This window comes from Micromonospora sp. KC606 (genome assembly GCF_004348675.1).
Taxonomy (GTDB): Bacteria; Actinomycetota; Actinomycetes; order Mycobacteriales; family Micromonosporaceae; genus Micromonospora.
Map to the genome: position 1 here is coordinate 1 of NZ_SMKN01000050.1, position 20,648 is coordinate 20,648.

At 72.0% G+C, this 20,648-nt stretch carries 17 protein-coding genes and 1 pseudogene; 9 read left to right on the plus strand and 9 right to left on the minus strand.

Annotated elements, in window-relative coordinates:
* Positions 1-118: 118 nt before the first annotated feature.
* Both E1193_RS13075 and E1193_RS13080 read right to left on the minus strand, forming a co-directional pair.
* Entirely contained in the window at positions 119-1,021 is a 903-nt protein-coding gene (locus E1193_RS13075) for a rhomboid family intramembrane serine protease (protein WP_132183479.1), read from the minus strand.
* A 72-nt stretch (positions 1,022-1,093) separates the two neighbouring features.
* Positions 1,094-1,621: a peptidylprolyl isomerase gene (locus E1193_RS13080; RefSeq protein ID WP_132183457.1), complete on the minus strand. Its 528-nt coding sequence runs from the start codon at positions 1,619-1,621 to the stop codon at positions 1,094-1,096.
* Between the two features lie 84 nt (positions 1,622-1,705).
* Between E1193_RS13080 and E1193_RS13085 the strand changes: the two genes are divergently transcribed.
* Positions 1,706-2,530: a hypothetical protein gene (locus E1193_RS13085; RefSeq protein ID WP_132183458.1), complete on the plus strand. Its 825-nt coding sequence runs from the start codon at positions 1,706-1,708 to the stop codon at positions 2,528-2,530.
* 84 nt (positions 2,531-2,614) lie between these two features.
* Here E1193_RS13085 and corA read toward each other — a convergent pair whose 3' ends face one another.
* The 3 genes from corA to E1193_RS13100 form a co-directional block, all read right to left on the minus strand.
* The gene (corA, locus tag E1193_RS13090; RefSeq protein ID WP_207922685.1) at positions 2,615-3,673 is read right to left on the minus strand and encodes a magnesium/cobalt transporter CorA; all 1,059 of its coding nucleotides are present in this window, start codon (positions 3,671-3,673) and stop codon (positions 2,615-2,617) included.
* Positions 3,674-4,107: 434 nt separating this feature from the next.
* On the minus strand, positions 4,108-5,202 hold the full coding sequence (locus E1193_RS13095) for a PLP-dependent aminotransferase family protein (RefSeq protein WP_132183460.1): 1,095 nt from the start codon (positions 5,200-5,202) through the stop codon (positions 4,108-4,110).
* Between the two features lie 150 nt (positions 5,203-5,352).
* A complete protein-coding gene (locus tag E1193_RS13100; RefSeq protein ID WP_132183461.1) occupies positions 5,353-5,739 on the minus strand; it encodes a CBS domain-containing protein in 387 nt (128 codons plus the stop codon).
* Between the two features lie 274 nt (positions 5,740-6,013).
* On the opposite strand from E1193_RS13100, the gene E1193_RS13105 reads away from it, so the two are divergent.
* The 4 genes from E1193_RS13105 to E1193_RS13120 all read left to right on the plus strand — a co-directional run bounded on the left by E1193_RS13105 (position 6,014) and on the right by E1193_RS13120 (position 9,349).
* A complete protein-coding gene (locus E1193_RS13105) occupies positions 6,014-6,784 on the plus strand; it encodes a hypothetical protein (RefSeq protein ID WP_132183462.1) in 771 nt (256 codons plus the stop codon).
* Between the two features lie 81 nt (positions 6,785-6,865).
* Positions 6,866-7,597, plus strand: a complete 732-nt coding sequence (locus E1193_RS13110; protein WP_132183463.1) for a phosphocholine cytidylyltransferase family protein — start codon at positions 6,866-6,868, stop codon at positions 7,595-7,597.
* Positions 7,585-8,652, plus strand: coding sequence for an iron-containing alcohol dehydrogenase family protein (locus E1193_RS13115; RefSeq protein ID WP_132183464.1), 1,068 nt, complete (start codon positions 7,585-7,587; stop codon positions 8,650-8,652). The genes E1193_RS13110 and E1193_RS13115 overlap by 13 nt, the downstream gene beginning before the upstream one ends.
* A complete protein-coding gene (locus E1193_RS13120; RefSeq protein ID WP_132183465.1) occupies positions 8,627-9,349 on the plus strand; it encodes a CDP-alcohol phosphatidyltransferase family protein in 723 nt (240 codons plus the stop codon). Before E1193_RS13115 ends, E1193_RS13120 begins: the two co-directional genes overlap by 26 nt.
* Positions 9,350-9,582: 233 nt before the next feature.
* On the opposite strand, the gene E1193_RS13125 is transcribed toward E1193_RS13120, so the two are convergent.
* Complete coding sequence (locus tag E1193_RS13125; protein ID WP_132183466.1) at positions 9,583-10,863, minus strand: glycosyltransferase family 4 protein; 1,281 nt, start codon at positions 10,861-10,863, stop codon at positions 9,583-9,585.
* Between the two features lie 158 nt (positions 10,864-11,021).
* Here E1193_RS13125 and E1193_RS13130 point away from each other — a divergent pair, with 158 nt between their 5' ends.
* The 4 genes from E1193_RS13130 (at position 11,022) to E1193_RS13145 (ending at position 15,774) form a co-directional block, all read left to right on the plus strand.
* Positions 11,022-11,882, plus strand: a complete 861-nt coding sequence (locus tag E1193_RS13130) for a DNA-formamidopyrimidine glycosylase family protein (protein WP_132183467.1) — start codon at positions 11,022-11,024, stop codon at positions 11,880-11,882.
* 329 nt (positions 11,883-12,211) lie between these two features.
* Positions 12,212-13,723: a sugar transferase gene (locus tag E1193_RS13135; RefSeq protein ID WP_132183468.1), complete on the plus strand. Its 1,512-nt coding sequence runs from the start codon at positions 12,212-12,214 to the stop codon at positions 13,721-13,723.
* A 39-nt stretch (positions 13,724-13,762) separates the two neighbouring features.
* A complete protein-coding gene (locus E1193_RS13140; protein WP_132183469.1) occupies positions 13,763-14,986 on the plus strand; it encodes a histidine kinase in 1,224 nt (407 codons plus the stop codon).
* 26 nt (positions 14,987-15,012) lie between these two features.
* Positions 15,013-15,774, plus strand: coding sequence for a LytTR family DNA-binding domain-containing protein (locus E1193_RS13145; protein ID WP_132183480.1), 762 nt, complete (start codon positions 15,013-15,015; stop codon positions 15,772-15,774).
* 860 nt (positions 15,775-16,634) lie between these two features.
* Here the strand turns inward: E1193_RS13145 and E1193_RS33755 are convergent.
* The 3 genes and pseudogenes from E1193_RS33755 to E1193_RS13160 all read right to left on the minus strand — a co-directional run.
* A pseudogene (locus tag E1193_RS33755) lies at positions 16,635-16,868 on the minus strand (sigma factor); the annotation flags it as partial.
* Between the two features lie 74 nt (positions 16,869-16,942).
* Positions 16,943-19,024: a choice-of-anchor D domain-containing protein gene (locus E1193_RS13155; RefSeq protein WP_132183470.1), complete on the minus strand. Its 2,082-nt coding sequence runs from the start codon at positions 19,022-19,024 to the stop codon at positions 16,943-16,945.
* Between the two features lie 178 nt (positions 19,025-19,202).
* Positions 19,203-20,585 carry a hypothetical protein gene (locus tag E1193_RS13160; RefSeq protein WP_132183471.1) on the minus strand — a complete coding sequence of 461 codons (1,383 nt, stop codon included), beginning with the start codon at positions 20,583-20,585 and terminating at the stop codon, positions 19,203-19,205.
* Positions 20,586-20,648: the final 63 nt, after the last annotated feature.

A 20,648-nucleotide genomic window follows, 5' to 3' on the forward strand; every position in this document is an offset into this window, starting at 1 on the left:
CGGCAGCAGCGGACGGACAAGTCCCGCCAAAGACACAAAGCCAGTCAGACGAAGAGTCACACCCACTGCTGCCGGCTATCAGCTCACCACTGCTGAACCGACCCCGCCATGCTCACAGTCAGCCGAGTAGCGCCGCCGTCCGTACCAGGGCCAAACCGAGCAGCGCCGACAGGATGATCCCGGCCCCGACGGATTGGAAGACCGACCGGCGCATCCGCGGCGCGTACGCCAGCACCCACGCCATCGCCGCGCCGGTGAGCAGGCCACCGACGTGCCCCGGGATGGAGATGCCCGGCACGGTGAACGTGAAGATCAGGTTGATCACCAGGATCGGCAGAATCGCCGAGGTGTCCCGGCCGAGCCGGCGCATCAGCACGAACACGGCGGCGAAGAGGCCGAACACCGCCGTCGAGGCACCCGCCGAGGCGGTGTTGGGTGCGCTGAACACGTACGCCGCGACGTTGCCACCGAGGCCGGCGATCAGATACAGGGCAAGGAAGCGCAGCGGCCCGAGCAGGGCCTCCAGGTCCCGCCCCAGCACCCAGAGCGCCCACATGTTCAACAGCAGGTGTACCAGGCCGTAGTGCAGGAACATCGCGGTGACCAGCCGGTACCACTCACCCGCGGCGACGCCGTGCTCCGGCCCGAGATCGACGTACGAGGCGTAGCCGATGACCGCGCCCCACTGGGTCAACGGGGTGCCGCCGCCGAGCAGACCGCCCAGGCCGGAGCCGCCGACCATCGCGTCGCCACCCCGGTCGCTGGCGATGGAGAGGACCATCACCAGCAGGTTCAGGGCGATCAGGGTCCGGGTGACGAGGCCGCGACGGCCGGACGTACCGCCACCGAAGGCGGTACGTGCCGGCCGTACGCTGCGGCGTCCCTCGTCCACGCACTCCGGGCACTGGTGGCCGACGGAGGCGTCCCGCATGCAGTTCGGACAGATCGGTCGTTCGCAGCGGCTGCACCGGACATACGTCTCCCGGTCCGGGTGGCGGTAGCAGACCGGCGTGGTCGGCATCGACCCACCGGTGGCGTCGCCGGCCGGCCCGGGGCGTTCAGTCATGCGTGCAAAGGTACCTCGGGCCCGCCCTCAGGCCGTGCGCTCGATCTCGACCCGCTCGATCACCACGTCCTGCACCGGCCGGTCGCTGGGGCCGGTCGGGGTGGTCGCGATGCTGTCCACCACCTTCGCCGACTGCTCGTCGGCCACCTGGCCGAAGATGGTGTGCCGGTTGTTCAGGTGCGGTGTCGGCGCGACGGTGATGAAGAACTGTGAGCCGTTGGTGCCCGGCCCGGCGTTCGCCATGGCCAGCAGGTAGGGCCGGTCGAAGCGCAGCTCAGGGTGGAACTCGTCGCCGAACTTGTAGCCTGGGCCGCCACGGCCGGTGCCGGTCGGGTCACCCATCTGGATCATGAATCCGCTGATCACGCGGTGCGAGATGGTCCCGTCGAAGTACGGGCCGCTGCCCGGCTGGCCCGTGCGCGGGTCGATGTATTCCTTGTTGCCCTCAGCCAGGTCCACGAAGTTGCGGACGGTCTTCGGCGCGTGGTGGGGGAAGAGCTCCAGCCGGATCGGGCCGGCGTTGGTGTGCAGGGTGGCGTAGACAGCCTCGGCCACGGGTACTCCTCACTCGTCGGTCAGTTCCATGCGGATCCTCCCATGTGCCCGATCTGGCAGTGCGGAGGCATCCGAAGGTGGAGGATGACGAAGGAACAACTCCCAGGAGGTGGGATCGTGTTTGGAATCGGGCGGCGCAAGACCCAGGGGCAGCTCGCGAGGGTCGAGCTCAACCAAGGCATCGGTCACCTGAGGCAGGCCGCGGCGCACGCGGCGAAGGGTGCCGGCGTCACGGTCGGCCCGCGGGTCCAGGCAGCCCGGGGCGCCGTCGCGCCGACCGCCGTGATGGTGCGTGACAAGGCGTCGAGCGGGTTCGGATCGACGATCGCCGCGCTGACCCCGCTGGTCCTGGCCGTGCGCACCGCCCAGGCCGGGACGGCGGGCCGGATCGTGGCCGGAAGGAAGATCGCCGGTGCCAAGCAGGACGCGATGAGCCGGAAGGCGAAGGCCAGGAACCTCAAGAAGCGCAAGAAGTCGCGGGGCGGCATGATGACCGGCCTGCTGGCCGCCGGCGCGGTCGCCGGCGTGGCCGGCGCCATGGCCGTGCGCCGCCGCCGCGAGCAGCAGGAGTGGGCCGAGTACGACCCCACCCGCTCCGTCGACCCGGTCAGCGACGAGGTCGACACCCTGGTGGTGGAGACTCCCACGGCCACCGACGCCCCGGTGACCGACTCCTCGACCATGTCGAGCGCCGCCGGCACGGCCGGTGGCCCGACCGGCGCGGGCAGCTCGGTGGTGGCCGGCGGAGACAGCGCCTCTACCACGACCCCCGGCACCCAGCCGAAGGTGCACGCCAACGACAAGGTGCCCTCGGTCGCCGAAGGCGCCACCGATGTCTCCGGCCGACCGGCGGACGACGTGTCCAAGGCGCTCGGCAAGGGCACGGCCAGGTCCGGGAGCCGTCACTGATCTGACGGATGTCGCCGGTGGCGCGGGGGTGCCCTCCGCGCCACCGGCGTCTCCGGCCGGGCCGGGCCCGCCCCGCCGCCTCCGTCAGAGCCAGCCGTTGCGGCGGAACCAGCGGTACAGCGAGATCGAGACGGCCAGCATGATGGCCAGCACACCCGGATAGCCGTACGTCCACTCCAGCTCGGGCATGTTCTCGAAGTTCATCCCGTAGATGCCGGCGAACGCGGTCCACACGGCGGCGATGGCCGCCCAGGCGGCGATCTTGCGCATGTCGTTGTTCTGGTCGACGGTGACCTGCGCCAGCCGCGCCTGCAGGATCGAGTTCAGCAGGTCGTCGTAGGAGTTGACATGCTCGACGGTGCGGCTGAGGTGGTCCTGCACGTCGCGGAAGTAACGCCGCACCTCCCCCGGCACCTCCCGGTTGACCTCGGCGACGAGGGTGAGCAGCGGTCGCTGCAACGGCACCACCGCCCGCTTGAACTCCACCAGCTCCCGCTTCATCTGGTAGATCCGCTGGATCCGCCCGCTGCCCTGGGGGGCGAAGACGTCGGCCTCCAGCACGTCGAGGTCGTCCTCCAGTCGGTCGGCGACCTCGAGGTAGTGGTCGACGACCCGGTCGGTGATCGCGTAAGCCACCGCCCACTTGCCGTGCCGCAGCAGCTCCCGCTTGGCCTCCAGGTCGGCGCGGACCGGCGCGAGCCGGCAGGCGTCCCCGTGCCGGACGCTGATCAGGAAGTCCGGCCCGATGAAGAGCATCACCTGGCCGGTCTCCACCACCTCGGAGTTCTCGGTCAGCTCGGTGTGCTCGCAGTAGCGCGCGGTCCGCAGCACCAGGAAGCTGACCTCCCCGAAACGCTCCAGCTTGGGGCGCTGCTGCGCCTTGACCGCGTCCTCCACAGCCAGCTCGTGCAGGCCGTACGTCTCGGCGATCGCGGTCATCTCGGCCAGGCCGGGCTCGTGCAGCCCCAGCCAGACGAACGCGTCGCGTTCCTTGCGGGCGGCTTCCAGCGCGTCGGCGTAGTGCCACTGGCCGGGCTGCCGTTCCCCGCCGACGTAGAGGGCGCAGTCCACCAACCCGCTGCGGCCCGGCCCGGGCGGTTCCGGCATACGCGGGGAGCCGTCGGCGTTGAGGATGCGGGACATGGCGCGGACGGGTGCCGCCCAGGCGCGAGGGCTGAGCACTCGGCCGGTGTGCTGCGTCGGGCGCTCCCGCTGGCTGCGATCTGTCACGGCGTCCTCCTCCCCACGGTGCTGCGGCTTGCAGGGTACGCCGCCGTGCCGGCCCCGACCCGCCGGTCGCGGTGACGGGCGTCACCCGGACCGCCGCCGGCGGGAGAGCAGGTCGGCGCGGGGATGGCTCCGGGTGGACCGGACCGCGTGCAGGGGGTGAGGGGCGGCCCGGCCCACCCGTCGCCGGTGGGGGCGGGGGCAATGCCGTGGGCGTCGCCGCCGTGCAGCAGGGTCCACGGGTCGACCGGGGACGCGAGCGACGCTCGCAGCATTCTGCGGCAGACAGCCGACCCGGGGGTTACCCGAGCCGGCTGTCACCGTTCGAATGTCGGAAACCCGACAAATATTCAGCCGCGGACGGCGGCCACCGCCTCCGCGAGGCGGCGCACGCCCTCGTCGATCCGGTCCACGGTCACCGCCGAGAAGGCCAACCGCAGCGCGTGCCGTCCGCCGTCGACCATGAAGTCGCTGCCCTTCACCACCGCGACTCCGCGCTCGGCTGCCGCCGGGGCGAGCTTCTCCACGTCCACGTCCTGCGGGAACTCCACCCAGAGGAAGTAGCCGCCGTCCGGCTCCACGAAGCTGGCCTCGGGGATGTGCCGGCGCAGCGACTCGGCCAGCACCCGGGCCCGATCGCCCAGGGCGGTGGAGACCGTCTCGATCGACCGCTGGATGTCGCCGGAGACACAGAACTGGTGCACGATCGCCTCGGAGACCATGCCGGGCGAGATATAGAGGTTGGTGGCCTTCCGGGCGATGTCGGAGATCAGGTCCGCCGGGCCGACCAGGTAACCGACCCGGACCCCCGGGCAGACCGTCTTGGTGAAGCTGGACGCGTGCACCACCACGTCGCGGGTGTCCAGCGAGAGCATCGACGGCAGCGCCTCACCGCGGAACCGGATGTCGGCGTACGGGTCGTCCTCGAAGAGGGTGAACCCGTACTCGGCCGCCAGGTCGAGCAGTTCGCGTCGCTTCTCCAGGGAGAGGGTCACCCCGGCCGGGTTCTGGTAGTTCGGGATGACGTGGGCCAACTTCGGCCGCACCCCAGACTCCAGCAACTTACGCAGTTCGGCGGTGTCCAGGCCGTCCGGCTCGACGGAGACGCCGTGGATCTCCCCGCCCATCCCTTGAAGGTTGAGCAGGGTGCGGTCGTAGGTCGGACGCTCCACCACCACCGCGTCGCCACGCCCGACGAGGTGGTCGAAGAGGAACGCGTCCGCTTGCAGCGAGCCGTTGGTGATCAGCACCTGCTCCGGGGTGACCCCGTGCTTCTCCGCGATCCACTTCCGCAGGGGCGGGTAGCCGACGGAGGTGCCGTACGCCGTGACCCCGGCGGGGTCGGCGTCGAAGGCGCGGACGGCGGCGGCCTTGAGACCCTCGACATCCACGATGTCCAACGAGGGCGCGCCACGGGCGAACGAGATCAACTGCTCGGCGGTCATGGGCACGAGCCTAGGGCCTGCCCCGACCGCCGCGGCCGGCATACACGCCAAGTTCAACATGCGGGCAGGTGATCAATGGGCGGAGGTGCGCCGATGCCGCTTTCGTCCGCCCCTGCCGAGGGCCGGTCAACCAGCCCTCGGCGGGGGCGGTCAGCCGATCGCCTGCTCCTGCGACCAGACCCGCATCAGGTCGCGTACCGAGATGACCCCGGCCACCTCCTGACCGTCCAGCACCACCAGGTGCCGAAACCCGCCGCGGGCCATCGCCGCGGCAGCCTCCTGCACCGTCCAGTCCGGACCGGCGTAGACGACATCCCAGCTCACGTGCGCCCTGGTCCGTTCCACGTCGCAGTCGAGCCCGGCTCCGATGGCGTTGAGCACGTCGCGTTCAGTCATGATGCCAACCCCTTCGGAGTCGGGGTCGATCACCACCGCCGAGCCGACCCGGCGGGCCGACATCATCCGGGCCGCCTGGCGGAGCGTGTGCTCCGGGCCGACCACGAGAACCTGCTTGGACATCGCTTCCCGAACCTGCATCACGCATCACCCCTGTGGGACGGTGGCACCCGGTACCCCACATGGTGGGCCTGCCGGCAGGTCGGGACAAGAGCGGGCAGCGGCGCGACCGCGATCCGCTCGCTAGTGTCCTTCACGTGCCCCCCGAGCCTCCCCGCTGCGCCGGTGCGCTGACCGTGGACGACGCCCGCATGTCCCTCCGGCTCCGACCGGCCGAGCGGCCCTCGCTTTCCCCATTCCAGGACAGCGGCGGTGTACACGGGGACGACGTCGCCGCGCTTCGATCGACCGGTCCGTGAGCCCGGGCGTCGACCTGCCGCCGCACCGGTTCGCCGGGCTGGTCGCCCCGGCGGTCGACCGGATCTTCGTCGCGGGCATGCTCGCCGGCCGGGACGGCGGCGGCGCCGAGCTGAGCCAGCGGTACGGCGGGCCGGCGGCCACCGGCTTCCTGGTGGAGTTCCGCACCCGGCTCGCCGCACCGGGCGGCGCCGTCGACGGGGCCGGCTTCGCCGCCGTCACCCGGTACCGCGACCCGGCCACCTGCCAACGGGCCCTCGACAAACAGGTCGCACACGGGATGATCATGCGGCGGCCGGACGGCGGCCTCACCGCCACCGAACGCGGCGCCGGCTTCCTCGCCGAGATCTACCAGGTGCACGCCGAGGTGACCGAGGAGTTGTGGGCCGGGCACGACGACCGGGTACTGCGGCTGGTCGAGGCGTTCGGCCGGGTGCTCGGGTTGGCGCTGCTGCTGGCCGGGGAGCCGGACGCCGAGCCGGGGCCGGCCTTCGCCGCCATGGCCCCGCCGTACGAGCCGGACGGCACTCCGCCCGGGGTGCTGCTGCTCAACCGGCTCGGCACGCTGCGCTACCACCGGGCCGACGCGCACGCCGCGGCGTGGACCGCCGCCGGGCACACCGCCGTCAGCGTCGCCGAACTGCCGCCGGGGCCGGAACGCCGGGCGATCGAGCTGGAGACGGACCGCCGCGCCGCCGGCCCGTACGCCGGACTCGACGCCGAGGAACGGCTCGCCGTGCTGGCCGACCTTGCCGCCCTGCCCGGCTGATCGTCCGGTTGGCGAAGGGCCCGTCGTCACGCGCGGCTATCCTCCACGGTGACCTGGGAGTCGTACGAGGGAGGACCCCACATGATCGGGATGGTGCTGGCGGCCGGCGCGGGACGCCGGCTGCGGCCGTACACCGACACGCTGCCCAAGGCGTTGGTGCCGGTGGACGGTGACACCACCATCCTCGACATCGCGCTACGCAACCTGGCTGAGGTGGGGCTGACCGAGATCGCGATCGTCGTCGGGTACGCCGCCGACGCGGTCGTCTCCCGCCAGGCGGAGCTGGAGGAACGCTACGGCGTCACGCTCGCCCTGGTGCACAACGACAGGGCCGAGGAGTGGAACAACGCCTACTCGCTCTGGCTGGCCCGGGAGCACTTCGCCCGGGGCGTGCTGCTGGTCAACGGCGACACCGTCCACCCGGTGAGCGTGGAGAAGACCCTGCTGGCCGAGCGCGGCCCGGGCATCCTGCTCGCCGTCGACACCATCAAGACGCTGGCCGAGGAGGAGATGAAGACCACCTTCGACGCCGCCGGCCAGCTCACCCGGATCACCAAGCTGATGGACCCTGGCGAGGCGTACGGCGAGTACATCGGCGCGACGCTGATCGAGCCGCAGGTGGCCGACGCACTCGCCGACGCCCTGGAGGCGACCTGGCGGCGCGACCCGAACCTCTACTACGAGGACGGCTACCAGGAGTTCGCCGACCGCGGCGGCGAGGTACGGGCGGCGCCGATCGGGGACGTGGCCTGGGTCGAGGTCGACAACCACGAGGACCTGGCCCGGGCACGGGAGATCGCGTGCCGCTACTAGCCCGTATGGTGCTCACCCCGCTGCACATCGACGTGCGGCGGGGGGCGGTGGCCGACCTGGGCGCGATCCTCGCCGACGGGCGCATCTCCGCCGGCGGTGACGTGGCGGTGGTGGTGGGGCCCGGTCAGGGCGAACAGATCGCCGAGCTGATCCGGCCGTCGTTGCGCTCCGCCGACGTGTTCACCGTCTCCGGCGGCACCCTGGAGGCCGCCGACGACCTGGGGGCCAAGTTGCGCGCCCGGTCGTACGACGCGGTGGTCGGCATCGGTGGGGGCAAGACGATAGACGTGGCCAAGTACGCGGCGACCCGACGCGGGCTGCCCATGGTGTCGGTGGCGACCAGCCTGGCCAACGACGGCATCGCCTCGCCGGTGGCCAGCCTGGTCAGCGAGGGCCACAAGGGGTCCTACGGGGTGCACATCCCGATCGCGGTCATCGTGGACCTGGACTTCGTCGAGAGCGGCCCGGACCGGACCAATCGGGCGGGCATCGGCGACGCGGTCAGCAACATCAGCGCGCTGGCCGACTGGGAGCTGGCCCGGCGGGTCCGGGGCGAGCCGGTCGACGGGTTGGCCGCCTCGCTGGCCCGGATGGGCGCCGAGGCGGTGCTCGCGCACCCGGGCGACATGAGCGACGACGCGTTCGTCACGGTGCTCGCCGAGGCGTTGATCTGCAGCGGCCTGGCGATGGCGGTCTGCGGCACCAGCCGGCCGGCCAGCGGCGGCTGCCACGAGATCATGCACGCCATTGACGCGCTCTTTCCCGGCACCGCCTCGCACGGCGAACTCGCCGGCCTGGGTGCGCTGTTCTGCACCTGGCTGCGCGGCGACCGCCGCCGGTTCGCCGAGATGTCAGCCTGCCTGACACGGCACCAGCTGCCCCGGCTACCCGCCGACGTGGGGCTCACCGACGACCAGTTCGTCGATGCGGTGCAGTTCGCGCCCGGCACCCGGCCGGACCGGTACACCATCCTGGAGCACCTGGCGATGTCGCCTTCCGAGACACGGGAACGGCTGGCAGACTACGCCGGTGCAATCCGCGACCACTGTGGTTGAGTCCCGTCCCACCGTCGCCGACTTCCACCGGGTCAACCGGGGCGGCGGCCTGTTCAGCGAGTCGGTCAGCCAATGGATCGGCGCGGCCTTCGCGCTGGTCGCCCAGCGGCTCGGGCTGCGCCCGACCGCGCTGACCATCGCCAACCTGGCGCTCGGCCTGGCCACCTCGGTGACCGTGGTGGCACTCGCCGGGCGGGTCGCCGCGGGCGACGTCCCGACCTGGGCGGTCGGGCTGGTCGCGCTGGTCGGCTGGCAGGTCGCCTACGCCCTGGACTGCGCCGACGGTCAGCTCGCCCGGGTGACCGGTCAGGGCAGCGCGGCAGGGGCCCGGGTCGATGTGCTCTGCGACGTGGCGGCCCAGATCGCCCTGGTCGCCGCGCTCGGGGCGACTGCCGTGGCGCAGCGACCGGGGACGCCGTCCTGGCTGGTGGCGGTCTTCGCCGGCACCTGGATGGTCAACCTGGTCACCTCGGTGATGCAGTCCGGCCCGAACGCGGCCAGCATGGTCACCTCGACCTCCCTGCCGGTACGCCTGGTCAAGCTGGTCCGTGACTACGGCGCGGTGATCTTCGTGGCGGCACTGGTGCTGATGATCGCTCCCGCGCTCACCTTCTGGGTGGTCGTGGCGTTCACCGTCGTCAACGGCGGCTTCCTGCTGGCCAGCATCGCCTTCTCCGCCCGCGCCTCCCTCCGCTGACTCTCCCCACCCCCACTCCGCAGGCCCGCGCGGCCGCGTGCCCTGGAGTGCCGTCACCACCGACCGCCCGACGCGCCGCCCTGACCCGCACCGGCGGGGCGGGCCCTCAAGCCGGGCGCATCCGGGGGTGACCTGGACGCGGGAAGTACCCGTACGAGCACATCTCGCGCCCGCCGACCGCCCGCCCGAGCCCTGCGCGCGGGCGGGCCAGGTGGGCGGACCGGGTGACCGGGTCAGCGGCGGCGGGTGGCGGCCAGGTCTGTGTAGATGTCGAGGTGGCGCTTGGTGACCACGTCGGGGTGGAAGGTGCGCTCGTAGCGGGCCCGGGCGGCGGCGGCGAGCGCCGGAGCCCCGGCCCGCGCCACCGGAAGGGCGGCGGCCAGAGCGGCCGGATCCGGCGGCACCACCCAGCCGGCCTCCCCGGTGAGCAGGCCCGCCGGCAGCGCCGGCGGGCCTGCCGGCGGCGGAGGGAGACCGGCGACGGCGGAGGCGCTGGCGGCCGGGCCGGTGCCGGCAGGCTCGTGCGGGGCATCCGCCCCGATCAGGTACGGGATGCCGCCGAGCGCGGTGCCCAGCACCGGCCGCCCGCTGGCCAACGCCTCGATGATCACGGTCGGCAGCACGTCGTGCCACATCGCGGCGGCGATCACCACCGCGCTCGCCTCGACCGCGGCCCGTACCCCGGCGCGGTCGAGCTGGCCGAGGTAGACCACGTCGGCACGTTCGGCGGCGGCCGCCTCGACCAGCGGGCGCAGTTCACCGTCGCCGGCCACCCGGAGCGTGCCCAGGCTGCCCACCGGATGCCGGCGCCACGCCGCCAGCAACAGGTCGAGGCCCTTCTCCGGCGTGAGCCGGGCCAGGTAGAGAAAGCCGTCGCCGAGCGGCGACGGCATGCCCGGGTCGGGCACCGAGTTGGGTTTGACCACGATCCGGTCGGCCGGGATGCCGTAGTCCCGCAGGTGGTCGGCGATCGCCGAGGTCAGCGCGATGAAACGGTCCACCGACCGCCAGGTTCCCCGGTGCACGGCGAGGGTGGTCGCCATCAGCGCGCTCTGCACCGCCGAGCCCCGGTAGCAGCGGTGCACGATCGCCGGGACGCCCAGCGCCCGGCCCTTGCAGTCCTGGCAGATCACCCCGTCGCGAAAGTAGATGCCGGAGGAGCAGACCTGCCGGTAGTTGTGCACCGTCTGCACCACCGGCACGCCGTGCCGGTGCGCCGTGCGCACCACCCACGGCGAGAGCAGCGGGTACGGGTTGTGCAGGTGAAGCACGTCCGGCCGGTGCGTGGTGAGCAGGCGGCTCAGGTCCTCCTGGGCGCGGGGCGCCCAGATTGGGGAGATCGGCAGCAGCGCCTTGGCCGTCCGTGACATCGACGGGATCTCGTCGGAACTGCGGATGAACGGCAGCACCTCGACGCCGGCCGCCGTGAGCTGGGCGATCTCGGAGTCGACCATGGTGTTCTCGCCGGAGGGCTGGGCTTCCCGGTACCGGTTGTGCGCCACCACGATCCTCACGGGGCTTGCCTTTCGTTCGCGACTGACCCGACCTCTGCTCGCGACTGCGGGACTCGCAAGCTCACTCCTCGCGCTCACGGGGCTGGCCTTTCGTTCCCGACTGCGGGACTCGCAAGCTCATTCCTCGCGCTCACGGGAAAGAAGGCTACCGTTGGACCGTGCCCGAACTACCGGAGGTGGAGGCGCTCGCGGGTTACCTGCGTGAGCGCGCGGTGGGGCGGCGGGTCGGCCGGATGGAGGTCGCCGCGATCAGCGCCCTGAAGACGTTCGACCCGGCGCCGGAGGCGGTGTCGGGCCGGGACGTGGTGGCCGCCCGGCGACACGGCAAGTTCCTCGACGTGGTCTTCGACGGCGGCGTGCACCTTGTTGTGCACCTGGCCCGATCGGGCTGGCTGCACTACCGGGAGGCGTTCGCGTCCACCGTCCCGTTGCGCCCCGGGAAGGGCCCGATCGCCCTTCGGCTACGCCTCGACGACGGGTCCGGTTTCGACCTGACCGAGGCCGGCACCCAGAAGAAGCTGGCCGCGTACCTGGTGACCGACCCGGCGCAGGTGCCCGGGGTGGCCAGGCTCGGCCCGGACGCGCTCGACGCCGACCTGGCGACCTTCGCCGAGCGGATGCGCAGCCGCCGGGGCCAGGTCAAGGGGGTGCTGACCGACCAGGGGGTGCTCGCCGGCGTCGGCAACGCGTACTCCGACGAGATCCTGCATGCGGCGAAGCTGTCCCCGTTCGCGCTCACCGACCGGCTCGCCGACGACCAGCTCGCCGCCCTGCACGCGGCGACCCGGGCGGTCCTCGGCGACGCGGTCCGCAGGTCGGTGGGGCAGCGGGCAGCGGAGCTGAAGAGCGAGAAGCGCTCGGGGCTGAAGGTGCACGCCCGGACCGGGCTGCCCTGCCCGGTCTGCGGCGACACCGTCCGGGAGGTCTCGTTCGCCGACTCGAGCCTCCAGTACTGCCCGACCTGCCAGACCGGGGGAAAACCCCTCGCTGACCGTCGGTTGTCCCGCCTCGTACGGTGAGTAACAACACTCCCCGATTACGGAGAGGAATCGCCCCCGGCGCGTGGAACGTGCCCCTCCGCGCCTCTACCCGACCCCTCATCCATCGGTATAGTGGCTCGGTCCCCGGCTTCCAAAGTGACCTGGAGCCGGCCGGATCCCCCGCCGGCAACACCTGACGCAATGTCCCTCGGGTCCGCGTCCGGCTCGCTGCCCGCGTGGGAGACTGGAACGGTGGGCGACGTGCGTACCTCACTGCGAGTGAGCGGCGCGTGTCATGCGGGAGGACATGGGTTGAGGTGACGACAAGCCTCCAGCGCCCGGGAACCTACATAGGCCGGAGCAAAGTAGTGCGGCACGTCGACAGCTTCGAGATCCAGCCGCCGACACCGCCGTCGCACAACGGCGTGCCCCGGTCGGCGTGGGCTCGTGCCCGTCGCCGGGTGTCCCGCTGGCACCGGCCGTACACCGCTGCCCTCCTGTTGCTCGACTTCGCCGCCGTGGTGCTGGCGGACTGGATCGCCCAGGAGGCGTTCGGGCAGGCACGAGCCGGGTTCTACAACGCCCAGGAAGATCCGACCTGGTTCTACACCGTGGCGTTCCTGCTGTTGCCGCTCGGCTGGGTGGTCATCCTCTGGGGCAACCGGGCGTACGACCGGCGCTACCTGGGGCTCGGCCCGGACGAGTTCAAACGGGTGATCCGTGGCGGGGTCGCGGTGGCCGCCACGGTCTCCTTCATCGCCTTCGCCACCAAAACCGACCTGTCCCGCTGGTCGGTCGGCTTCGCCCTGCTCGGGGCGTTGATCCTGATCCTGGTGGGGCGGTTGCTCGCCCGGTTCACGCTGCACGCCGTGCGGCGCCGGGCCGGTCACGCCGGGCATCGGATGGTGCTGGTCGGCACCCTGCCGGAGTGCCTGGAGGTCTACACGGCGGTCACCCGTAACCCGGGCGCCGGCCTGGTTCCGGTCGCCATCCACATCACCGACGGGTACGCCGCCGCCCGGGGCATCCAGACCCCCGTGCCGGTGTACGCCGGACGCGACGTCCTCGCCCTGGTCCGCGAGGTCGGCGGCGACACCATCGCGGTCTGCGGCTCCGCCAGCGCGGAGCCGGGTGAGCTGCGCCGGCTGGCCTGGCAGCTGGAGGGCTCCGGCGTCGATCTGGTGGTCGCCCCGCAACTGACCGACATCGCCGGTCCCCGGGTGCACATCCGCCCGATCGAGGGCCTGCCGCTGCTGTACGTCGAGGAGCCGACCCTGTCGGGTCCGGCGCTGCTGGCCAAGAACCTGATGGACCGGGTCGCCGCCGGGCTGGGCCTGCTGCTGCTGATCCCGGTCTTCGTCGCGATCGCGGTCGCCATCCGGCTCTCCGACCCCGGGCCGGTCTTCTTCCGCCAGCCCCGGGTCGGTCACGAGGGCCGCACCTTCCAGGTCTGGAAGTTCCGGACCATGTACGTCGACGCCGAGGAGCGGCTGGCCGGCCTGGTCGACCAGAACGAAACCGACGGCATGTTGTTCAAGATGAAGCAGGACCCTCGGGTCTTCCCGGTCGGCCGCTTCCTGCGCGCCTCGTCGCTGGACGAGCTACCCCAGCTGATCAACGTGCTCTGGGGCGAGATGTCGCTGGTGGGGCCGCGTCCGCTCCCCGCCGACGACGGCGACTTCCTGGGCGACGTGCGACGCCGTCTGCTGGTTCGCCCGGGTATGACCGGGCTGTGGCAGGTCTCCGGCCGCTCCGACCTGTCCTGGGACGAGGCGGTCCGGTTGGACCTCTACTACGTCGACAACTGGTCGCTGGCGTACGACCTGAGCATCCTGTGGCGGACGGTGGGCGTGGTGCTGGCCCGCAAGGGCGCGTACTGACCCCTTGGCGGAACGGCCCGGACAGGCCAGGATCGCTGCGTGGGTGGCAACCTCTCCGCCGTCGTCGGCGTCGTCTCGCTGGTCACCGCGCTGGCTGCGGCGCTCTGGGCGGTGCTGCGGCTGCGCGGCCGGCGCGGCATCGCCACCGCCACCCAGCGGGCCACGTACGAGGTGCTGCACACCGCCGGCCTGGCCGCCGAGCCGCTGCGCGCCGGGCTCACCGTGGCGGGCGCGACGAAGGCCGTACGCCACCTGCGGGCCCTGGTGGGCGCGGCCGGGCTGGCGCTGACCGACCGGGCGGAACTGCTCGCCCTCGACGGCCGCGGCGGGCACCACGGCGACCAGCTGCTCGCGGCGGCCCGGCGCACCGTGGAGACGGGCCGGTCGACGGTGCTCGGCGAGCCGGAGCTGGGCTGCGACCGGGTGGACTGCCCGGTACGTGGCGCGGTGCTGGCCCCGCTGAGCGCGGACGGCCGGGTGGTCGGCGCGCTGGTCGCGGTCGCCGACGGCCCACCCGCGCCGGGGCTGGTGCAGGCCACCCTGGAGACCGCGCACTGGGCCGGCGACCAACTCGCCCTCGCCGAGCTGGAGTCGTCCCGGGAGCGGCTGGCCCGGGCCGAGGTACGGGCGCTGCGCGCCCAGATCAGCCCGCACTTCATCTACAACGCGTTGACCGCGATCGGCTCGTTCGTCCGCACCGACCCGGAGCGGGCCCGGGAACTGATCCTGGAGTTCGCCGAGTTCACCCGGTACTCCTTCCGGGCACACGGCGAGTTCACCACGCTCGCCGAGGAGCTGCGCTCGATCGACCGCTACCTGACCATCGAACGGGCGCGGTTCGGCGACCGGTTGCAGGTGCGGTTGCAGATCGCGCCGGAGGTGCTGCCGGTGACCCTGCCGTTCCTGTGCCTCCAGCCGCTGGTGGAGAACGCCGTGCGGCACGGGTTGTCCCGCAAGCCCGGCACCGGCATGGTGAGCATCGAGGCCCGGGACGCGGGCGCGGAGTGTCACATCACGGTGGAGGACGACGGAGTGGGTATGGATCCGGCCACGCTGCGGGCGGGCATCGCCGAGCTGGCCCGCGCCGGCAGCGACCCGACCGACGACCCGGGCCAGCACGTCGGCCTCTCCAACGTCGACGAGCGGCTCCGGTCGGTCTTCGGGGACCGGTTCGGTCTGGTCGTCGAGACCGGCCCCGGCTCGGGTACGAAGGTGAGCCTGCGGGTGCCGAAGTTCCACCCCGGCGTACGGGCGGGTTCGTGAGCGAGCGGGCCGACCGGGTCGGCGCGGTGAGCACCACCGGTTTCCTCCGGGTGCTGGCGGTCGACGACGAGCCGCCGGCGCTGGACGAGCTGGCGTACCACCTGCGGGCCGACCCACGGGTGGCCCGGCTGCACACGGCGGGCGACGCCACCGAGGCGCTGCGGGTGCTCCGCGACACCGACGTGGACGTGGTCTTCCTGGACATCCGGATGCCCGGCCTGGACGGCATGGAGCTGGCCCGGGTGCTGCGCCGCTTCGCCCGGCCGCCGTCGATCGTGTTCGTCACCGCGTACGACGACGGTGCGGCGGACGCCTTCGACCTGGGCGCCACCGACTATGTCCGCAAACCGGTCCGCGCCGAGCGGCTGGCCGAGTCGTTGCGCCGGGTGATCGGCTCCCGGGTGGTTCCCTCGCATCCGGCGGCTCTCGCCCGGGCCGAGGAGGATCCGACCATCCCGGTCGAGTTGGCCGGGACGACCCGGATGCTGCCCCGCTCGGCGGTGCGCTGGGTGGAGGCGCAGGGCGACTACGCGCGGCTGCACACCGCCGACGGCTCGCACCTGGTCCGGGTGTCGCTGGCGACCCTCGCGGAGCGCTGGGCGGACGCCGGGTTCGTCCGGATCCACCGGTCGTACCTGGTGCAGTTGAAGCTCATCGCCGAGCTGCGGCTGGTCAACTCGGGGTACGTGGTGGTGGTCGACTCGACGGAGCTGCCGGTGAGCCGGCGGCACACCCGGGAGCTGAAGGACAAGCTGGTGCGGGCGGCCAAGCAGGACTGGAACAGGTGACCTGAGTCACTCCAGCGACCGTCGGTGGTTCGCAGCAACTGGACCGGACCCGCCACGGCCATCGGCGGTGCCCCGGGAGGTGGCGGTGGATCGATCAGCAGGTACGCCTCCTGCTCACTCAACCCGACCACCGCCTGCACGTGAGCGCCAGCAGCCGGTCGCCACGAGTTCCAGGTGGCGCCCCGGTCCGCGCTCCGGGCCACCACCATGGGCAGTTCCATCTCTCCCGGGTAGTGGACCATCCAGATCGTCCCGTCCGGGCTCGGGTAGATGCCGGACGGCGGGTACGGCGACGGTGGCTGTCCGACGAGCCGGTAGACCGTCCCGGTGGACGGCTCGACCGCGACCGGTCCGGGCAGCACATCGCACCCCTGCTGACGGAAAACGGGCCGAGCCGTCGCCGGGAAGGCGGCGACGCTCACCATCGTCTGCTCCGCGTCCCGCCAGGTGCGGCCGTGGTCGGTGGAGAGCCGCAGCGCAGCACCGTCCCGCACCAGGTAGGAACGCTGCCCGAGGACGGCGAACTCCAGATCGGCGTCCTCGTACCCCGCCTGGTCGGATCGGCAGGTGGTGGCCCGGTACTGGGCGGCGGCGTAGTCGCTCCACCGGTGCCCCCCGTCCTCAGTGTGGGCGAACCGGAGGGAGCAGACGCGCTGCTCCACGCCCACGCCCGACTCCGGGCCGGTCAGGTGCAGCCGGGTGGCTCGGTCCGGGCGCGCGGTCGGCTCGTCCGGACCGGACCACTCGGACCCACGCGTACCGGCCGCCATCGGAAGCACCGCCATGCCGAGCAGGGCGGCGACAACGGCCGGCGGCGGGCCGATCCGACGCAGCAGCCCGTCCAGGATCCGACGACGCCGGTGCCGGCTGCGGGCCACGTTCACCGCCACCCGGCGCAGCCACGCCTCCGGGTTGTCGAGCCCGGCGAAGCGGCGGGGCGCGGCGAGCGCGCGGGTGAATGCTTCCTGGACCGACTCCTGCGCCTCGTTCAGGTCACCCGTCACCGCGTACAACTGGACCACGAGCCGCCGGTAGCAGCCGGCGTACACCTCCGAGATCGGATCGTCGTCACCTCCCTCCTTCACCAACCCCACTCCCCACGGGCCGGAAAGGTTCCGGGTACGCCACAGGGCGCCCCGGACGGCCCGGGGCGCCCTGTCGGGACGGCTCAGCGCAGGACGCGGCTCCCCGAGTCGACGACCGCGTACCGGGAGGTGCCCCGGGGCAGCTCACCGGTCGATGTGCCGGGGTGGCGGTGGAACGTGCCGACCACGTCGACCACCACGTGCGTGCTGCCCGCATGGTTGTGCACGTCGAACCAGGGCAGCCCGAGCCCGGGGATCACGGCATTCGACACAGTCTGCCCAGCGGCCGGGTTCAGGTTGCTCGTCGCCGGCTTCGGCAGGCCCATCTGCCAAACGGTGACGACGGTGTCGGTGCTCGGAGCCACTGCGGTCACGTTCGTCACCAGCGCCTCGGCGTCCCGGGGGAGCTGCTCCACGTCGTGCAGAGGAACCGAGCGGCTGGCGTTCGGGCCGAGGGGGCCGGCGAAGCCGATCCCGGCGCGGCTGTCCAGCACCCGGGTCGGCCACAGCGGGCGGAACCGCATGCCGTCGGCGACCTGCCCGTCGTCCATCACACCGACCACGTCGACCACGATGTGCGAGGTCTGCTTGGTGTACACGGCGAACGACGGCACCACGTGCCTCGGGCCGCAGTCGACACATCGGCCGGTCCGGACGATGGTCAGGTTCGGCACCACCGTGCCGGCGGGGTGGTTGACGGTGGAGGCTGTCGGCACGGCCCCCTCGCCCGACCAGACGGAGAGGAAGCCGGCCCGCTCCGACTTGACCGCCGTCACGTTCAGCACCAGCCCCCGGACGTGTCCGCTCAGCTCCGGGCCGAAGTCGGCCCAGAGCCGCACCGCGCCGCCCGCCGGGATTACGCCACCGGTGCGCCGCGAGTCGAACAGCCGGGTCGGGGTCAGCGGGGCGTAGTTGCCGCCGACGCCCTCCTTCGCCAGGTCCAGGTGGTCACCGGCGTAGAAGCCGACCACGTCGACCACCACGTCGGTGCTGCCGGCGTGGTTGTAGATCGAGATCTTGCCTTCCCAGCCGAGCTTCACCGTGACGTTGTTGGAACCGAGCCACCCGGCCGGGAAGTTGACCGACGAGGCGTTGGGGCGGTCATTGCCGGTGGGGAAGACGTTGAGGAAACCGGCGGCCGTCGCGTTGGTCACCGTCACGTTCAGCACCACCGATCCGGCTCCGGCCGGCACACCGCCACGCCCCTGAACCAGCAGGTCGACGGTCTGCCGGGCACCGATCTTCCCCTGGTGCCCGCCCAGCCCGCTGCGCGTGTCCATCAGGCGCTGGGGCGGCAGCGGGTAGTACATGCCGGTGACACCGTAGGCAGCGCCGTAGGACATGGGAACCAGCCGGACGCCGCGGCTGCTGTTGTCGGGCAGCAGCAGAGTGGCAGCGTGCGGACCGGTCAGGGTGGCCCGGGTGGCGACGGTGATCGCGCAGCTTTCACCGGGAGCAACCGTACGACCGGAGCAGGCGTCGGCGGTGAGGGCGAACTGGGCCGCCCCGGACCCCCACACCACTGCGGTGCCGAAGACCTGGGGCAGCGTGCCCCGGGAAGTGAAGGTGACCGTACGGGAGGTGCCCGCACCGCCCACCTCGACGTGGCCGAGGTCGAGCTGGCCCGGTTCGGGCACCGCCGCCGTGAAGTCCAGGGTGGAGTTCCAGCGCAGGTCCCCGCTCAGCACGCCCCGGTCGGTACCGCACTGGAACTCGTACGACGCGGCAAACGATTTCACCAGCTCGGTGCCCGGGTCCCGGGCGACCTCGACCACGGTGACGGCGGCGGTGACGGTGTTGCAGGCCGCTCCCGGGGTGCGGATGTCGATCCTGGCTTTGTCGGCGTCCGCGAACCGAGCTGCCAGGTACATCTGTCCGGCGGTCCACGCCGATCCGGTCGGCGGAGCGAGGTCAATCTCGATGAAGCGGTCACCGCGGACCGCCTTCAGCCGCAGTGCGTCTCCTGCCGAGGAGGTGCCGGTGACCACGGCGTTGTCCGGAGTCCAGACGTCAGAGACGGGGACGGGGGTGGGGCCGTGTTCACCACGGTCGGCGGTGATCGCGGTGTGGGCGGCGGTGGGCGCGGCCTGGGCGACCGCCGGCGCCACCGCCGTCGTACCGGCCGCGACGGCGAGCACGGTAAGAACGGCGCGGATTCGATGCATGTGAACCCCTGGTAGAGGAAGGAAGGAATCGCGGCCAGGAAGGGACCGGTGATCAACCAGCGGCAGGCTGCTCGGCCCGCTCGGCGCATCAGCGACCGTTCGGCCGGTACGCGAAAGGGCGTTCCGGCCGTCGGCCAGAACGCCCTTTCGGATTACCGATTCGGTGTTACCGCGTCGGTCAGCGGTGCGAGGAGCCGGTGACTTCCGCCTTGCGCGGCTGCGCCTTCCCGGCGAGGTTCCGCGCGGTCGTCGCCGACGGGTAGTAGAAGGTGCCGACGAGGTCCGCCACCAGGTGGGTGGAGCCGGTGTGGTTGTGCACCTTGAACGCGGCGGTCGGCTCGATGATGCCGAGCACCGCGTTGGACACGACCTGGTTCACGTACGGGTTGAGGTTGCTGGAGTCGGGCTTCTCGATGCCCGGGACGTCGGCCGGCCACACGGTGATGACCGTGTTCTTGGTCGGCTTCACCGCGGTCACGTTCATGACCGCCACGCCGGTGTCGGCGGTGACCAGCTCGGCCGGCACGTCGACCCGGGCGGTGGCGCCCGCGCCCAGCGCGCCGCTGATGCCCTTGTTCGTGCGGCTGTCCACGATCCGGGTCGGGCTCTGCGGCTGGAACCGCATGCCGTACGGCGAGTAGCCGTCGTCGACCGCGCCGACGAAGTCGACCAGGACGTGTGCGGCGGCCGAAGTGTAGATCTTGAACTTCGGCGCGCCCGGCTCGCACCACTGCCCCGGCTCGCTGCCGGTGCACGGGGTGGTCTGAACGAACGCCACGTTCGGCACGTTGACGTTCGCGCCGTAGTTGACGGTCGAGGAGGTCGGCCGGCCGGTGGCGCCGGACCACGCGGTCAGGAAGCCGGCCTTGGCCGGGGCGACCGCGGTGAGGTTGAAGACCAGGGTCTTGATGTGCGAGTTGACGTCCGGGCCGCCCACCTCGTTGAAGTTGAGCGAGTACTCCAGCGTGCTGCCCGCCGGCGGCTTGCCCTCGGGGTCGCTCCGGGTGTCGAAGATCCGCTCCGGCTCGTACCACTCGTACTGTCCACCCGCGGCGGGGAACGAGTTGTCTGCGGCGTAGTAGCCGACCACATCGACCACCACGTCGGTGGATCCGTTACGGTTGTAGACGGAGACCTTGCCGCCGGCACCGAGCTTGACGGTGACGTTGTTGGAGCCCAGCCACCCCGTGGCAAAGTTGATCGACGAGGCGTCCGGCCGGGCCTCACCCGCCGGGTAGGCGGTGACGAAGCTGTCCGCCGTCGGGCCGGTGATGGTCACGTTCAGCACGACCGCGCCGACGCCGCTGGCGGGTACGCCACCGCGGCCGGCGACCTGGAGGTCGACCTTGCTCAGCGGGCCGAGCTTCGCCTTCGGCGCGCCGAGGCCGGAACGGGTGTCCATCAGGCGGGCCGGCGAGACCGGGTAGTAGGTGCCTGCGGAGTCGGCCAACGCCTGCTGCTGCAGGGCGGTGGAGGGAGCCGCGGACGCCGTGGCCGGCACCGCGGTCAGGGCGCATGCTCCGGCGAGGGTCACGCCGAGGACAGTGCGGAATCTGCGCATAGAAACCCCGTGTGAGGTGAGGAGACAGGCAATTGCCGCCTCAGCGTAGGGGGCCGGATCAAG

What these genes read in the sequence shown, in the direction of transcription:
- E1193_RS13110 (WP_132183463.1), top strand. Translation starts at nt 6,866, where the DNA reads ATGATCGGGATGGTGCTGGCGGCCGGCGCGGGACGCCGGCTGCGGCCG.
- E1193_RS13095 (WP_132183460.1), bottom strand. Translation starts at nt 5,202, where the DNA reads ATGACCGCCGAGCAGTTGATCTCGTTCGCCCGTGGCGCGCCCTCGTTG.
- corA (WP_207922685.1), bottom strand. Translation starts at nt 3,673, where the DNA reads ATGTCCCGCATCCTCAACGCCGACGGCTCCCCGCGTATGCCGGAACCG.
- E1193_RS13075 (WP_132183479.1), bottom strand. Translation starts at nt 1,021, where the DNA reads ATGCCGACCACGCCGGTCTGCTACCGCCACCCGGACCGGGAGACGTAT.
- E1193_RS13155 (WP_132183470.1), bottom strand. Translation starts at nt 19,024, where the DNA reads ATGCATCGAATCCGCGCCGTTCTTACCGTGCTCGCCGTCGCGGCCGGT.
- E1193_RS13100 (WP_132183461.1), bottom strand. Translation starts at nt 5,739, where the DNA reads ATGCAGGTTCGGGAAGCGATGTCCAAGCAGGTTCTCGTGGTCGGCCCG.
- E1193_RS13160 (WP_132183471.1), bottom strand. Translation starts at nt 20,585, where the DNA reads ATGCGCAGATTCCGCACTGTCCTCGGCGTGACCCTCGCCGGAGCATGC.
- E1193_RS13085 (WP_132183458.1), top strand. Translation starts at nt 1,706, where the DNA reads ATGACGAAGGAACAACTCCCAGGAGGTGGGATCGTGTTTGGAATCGGG.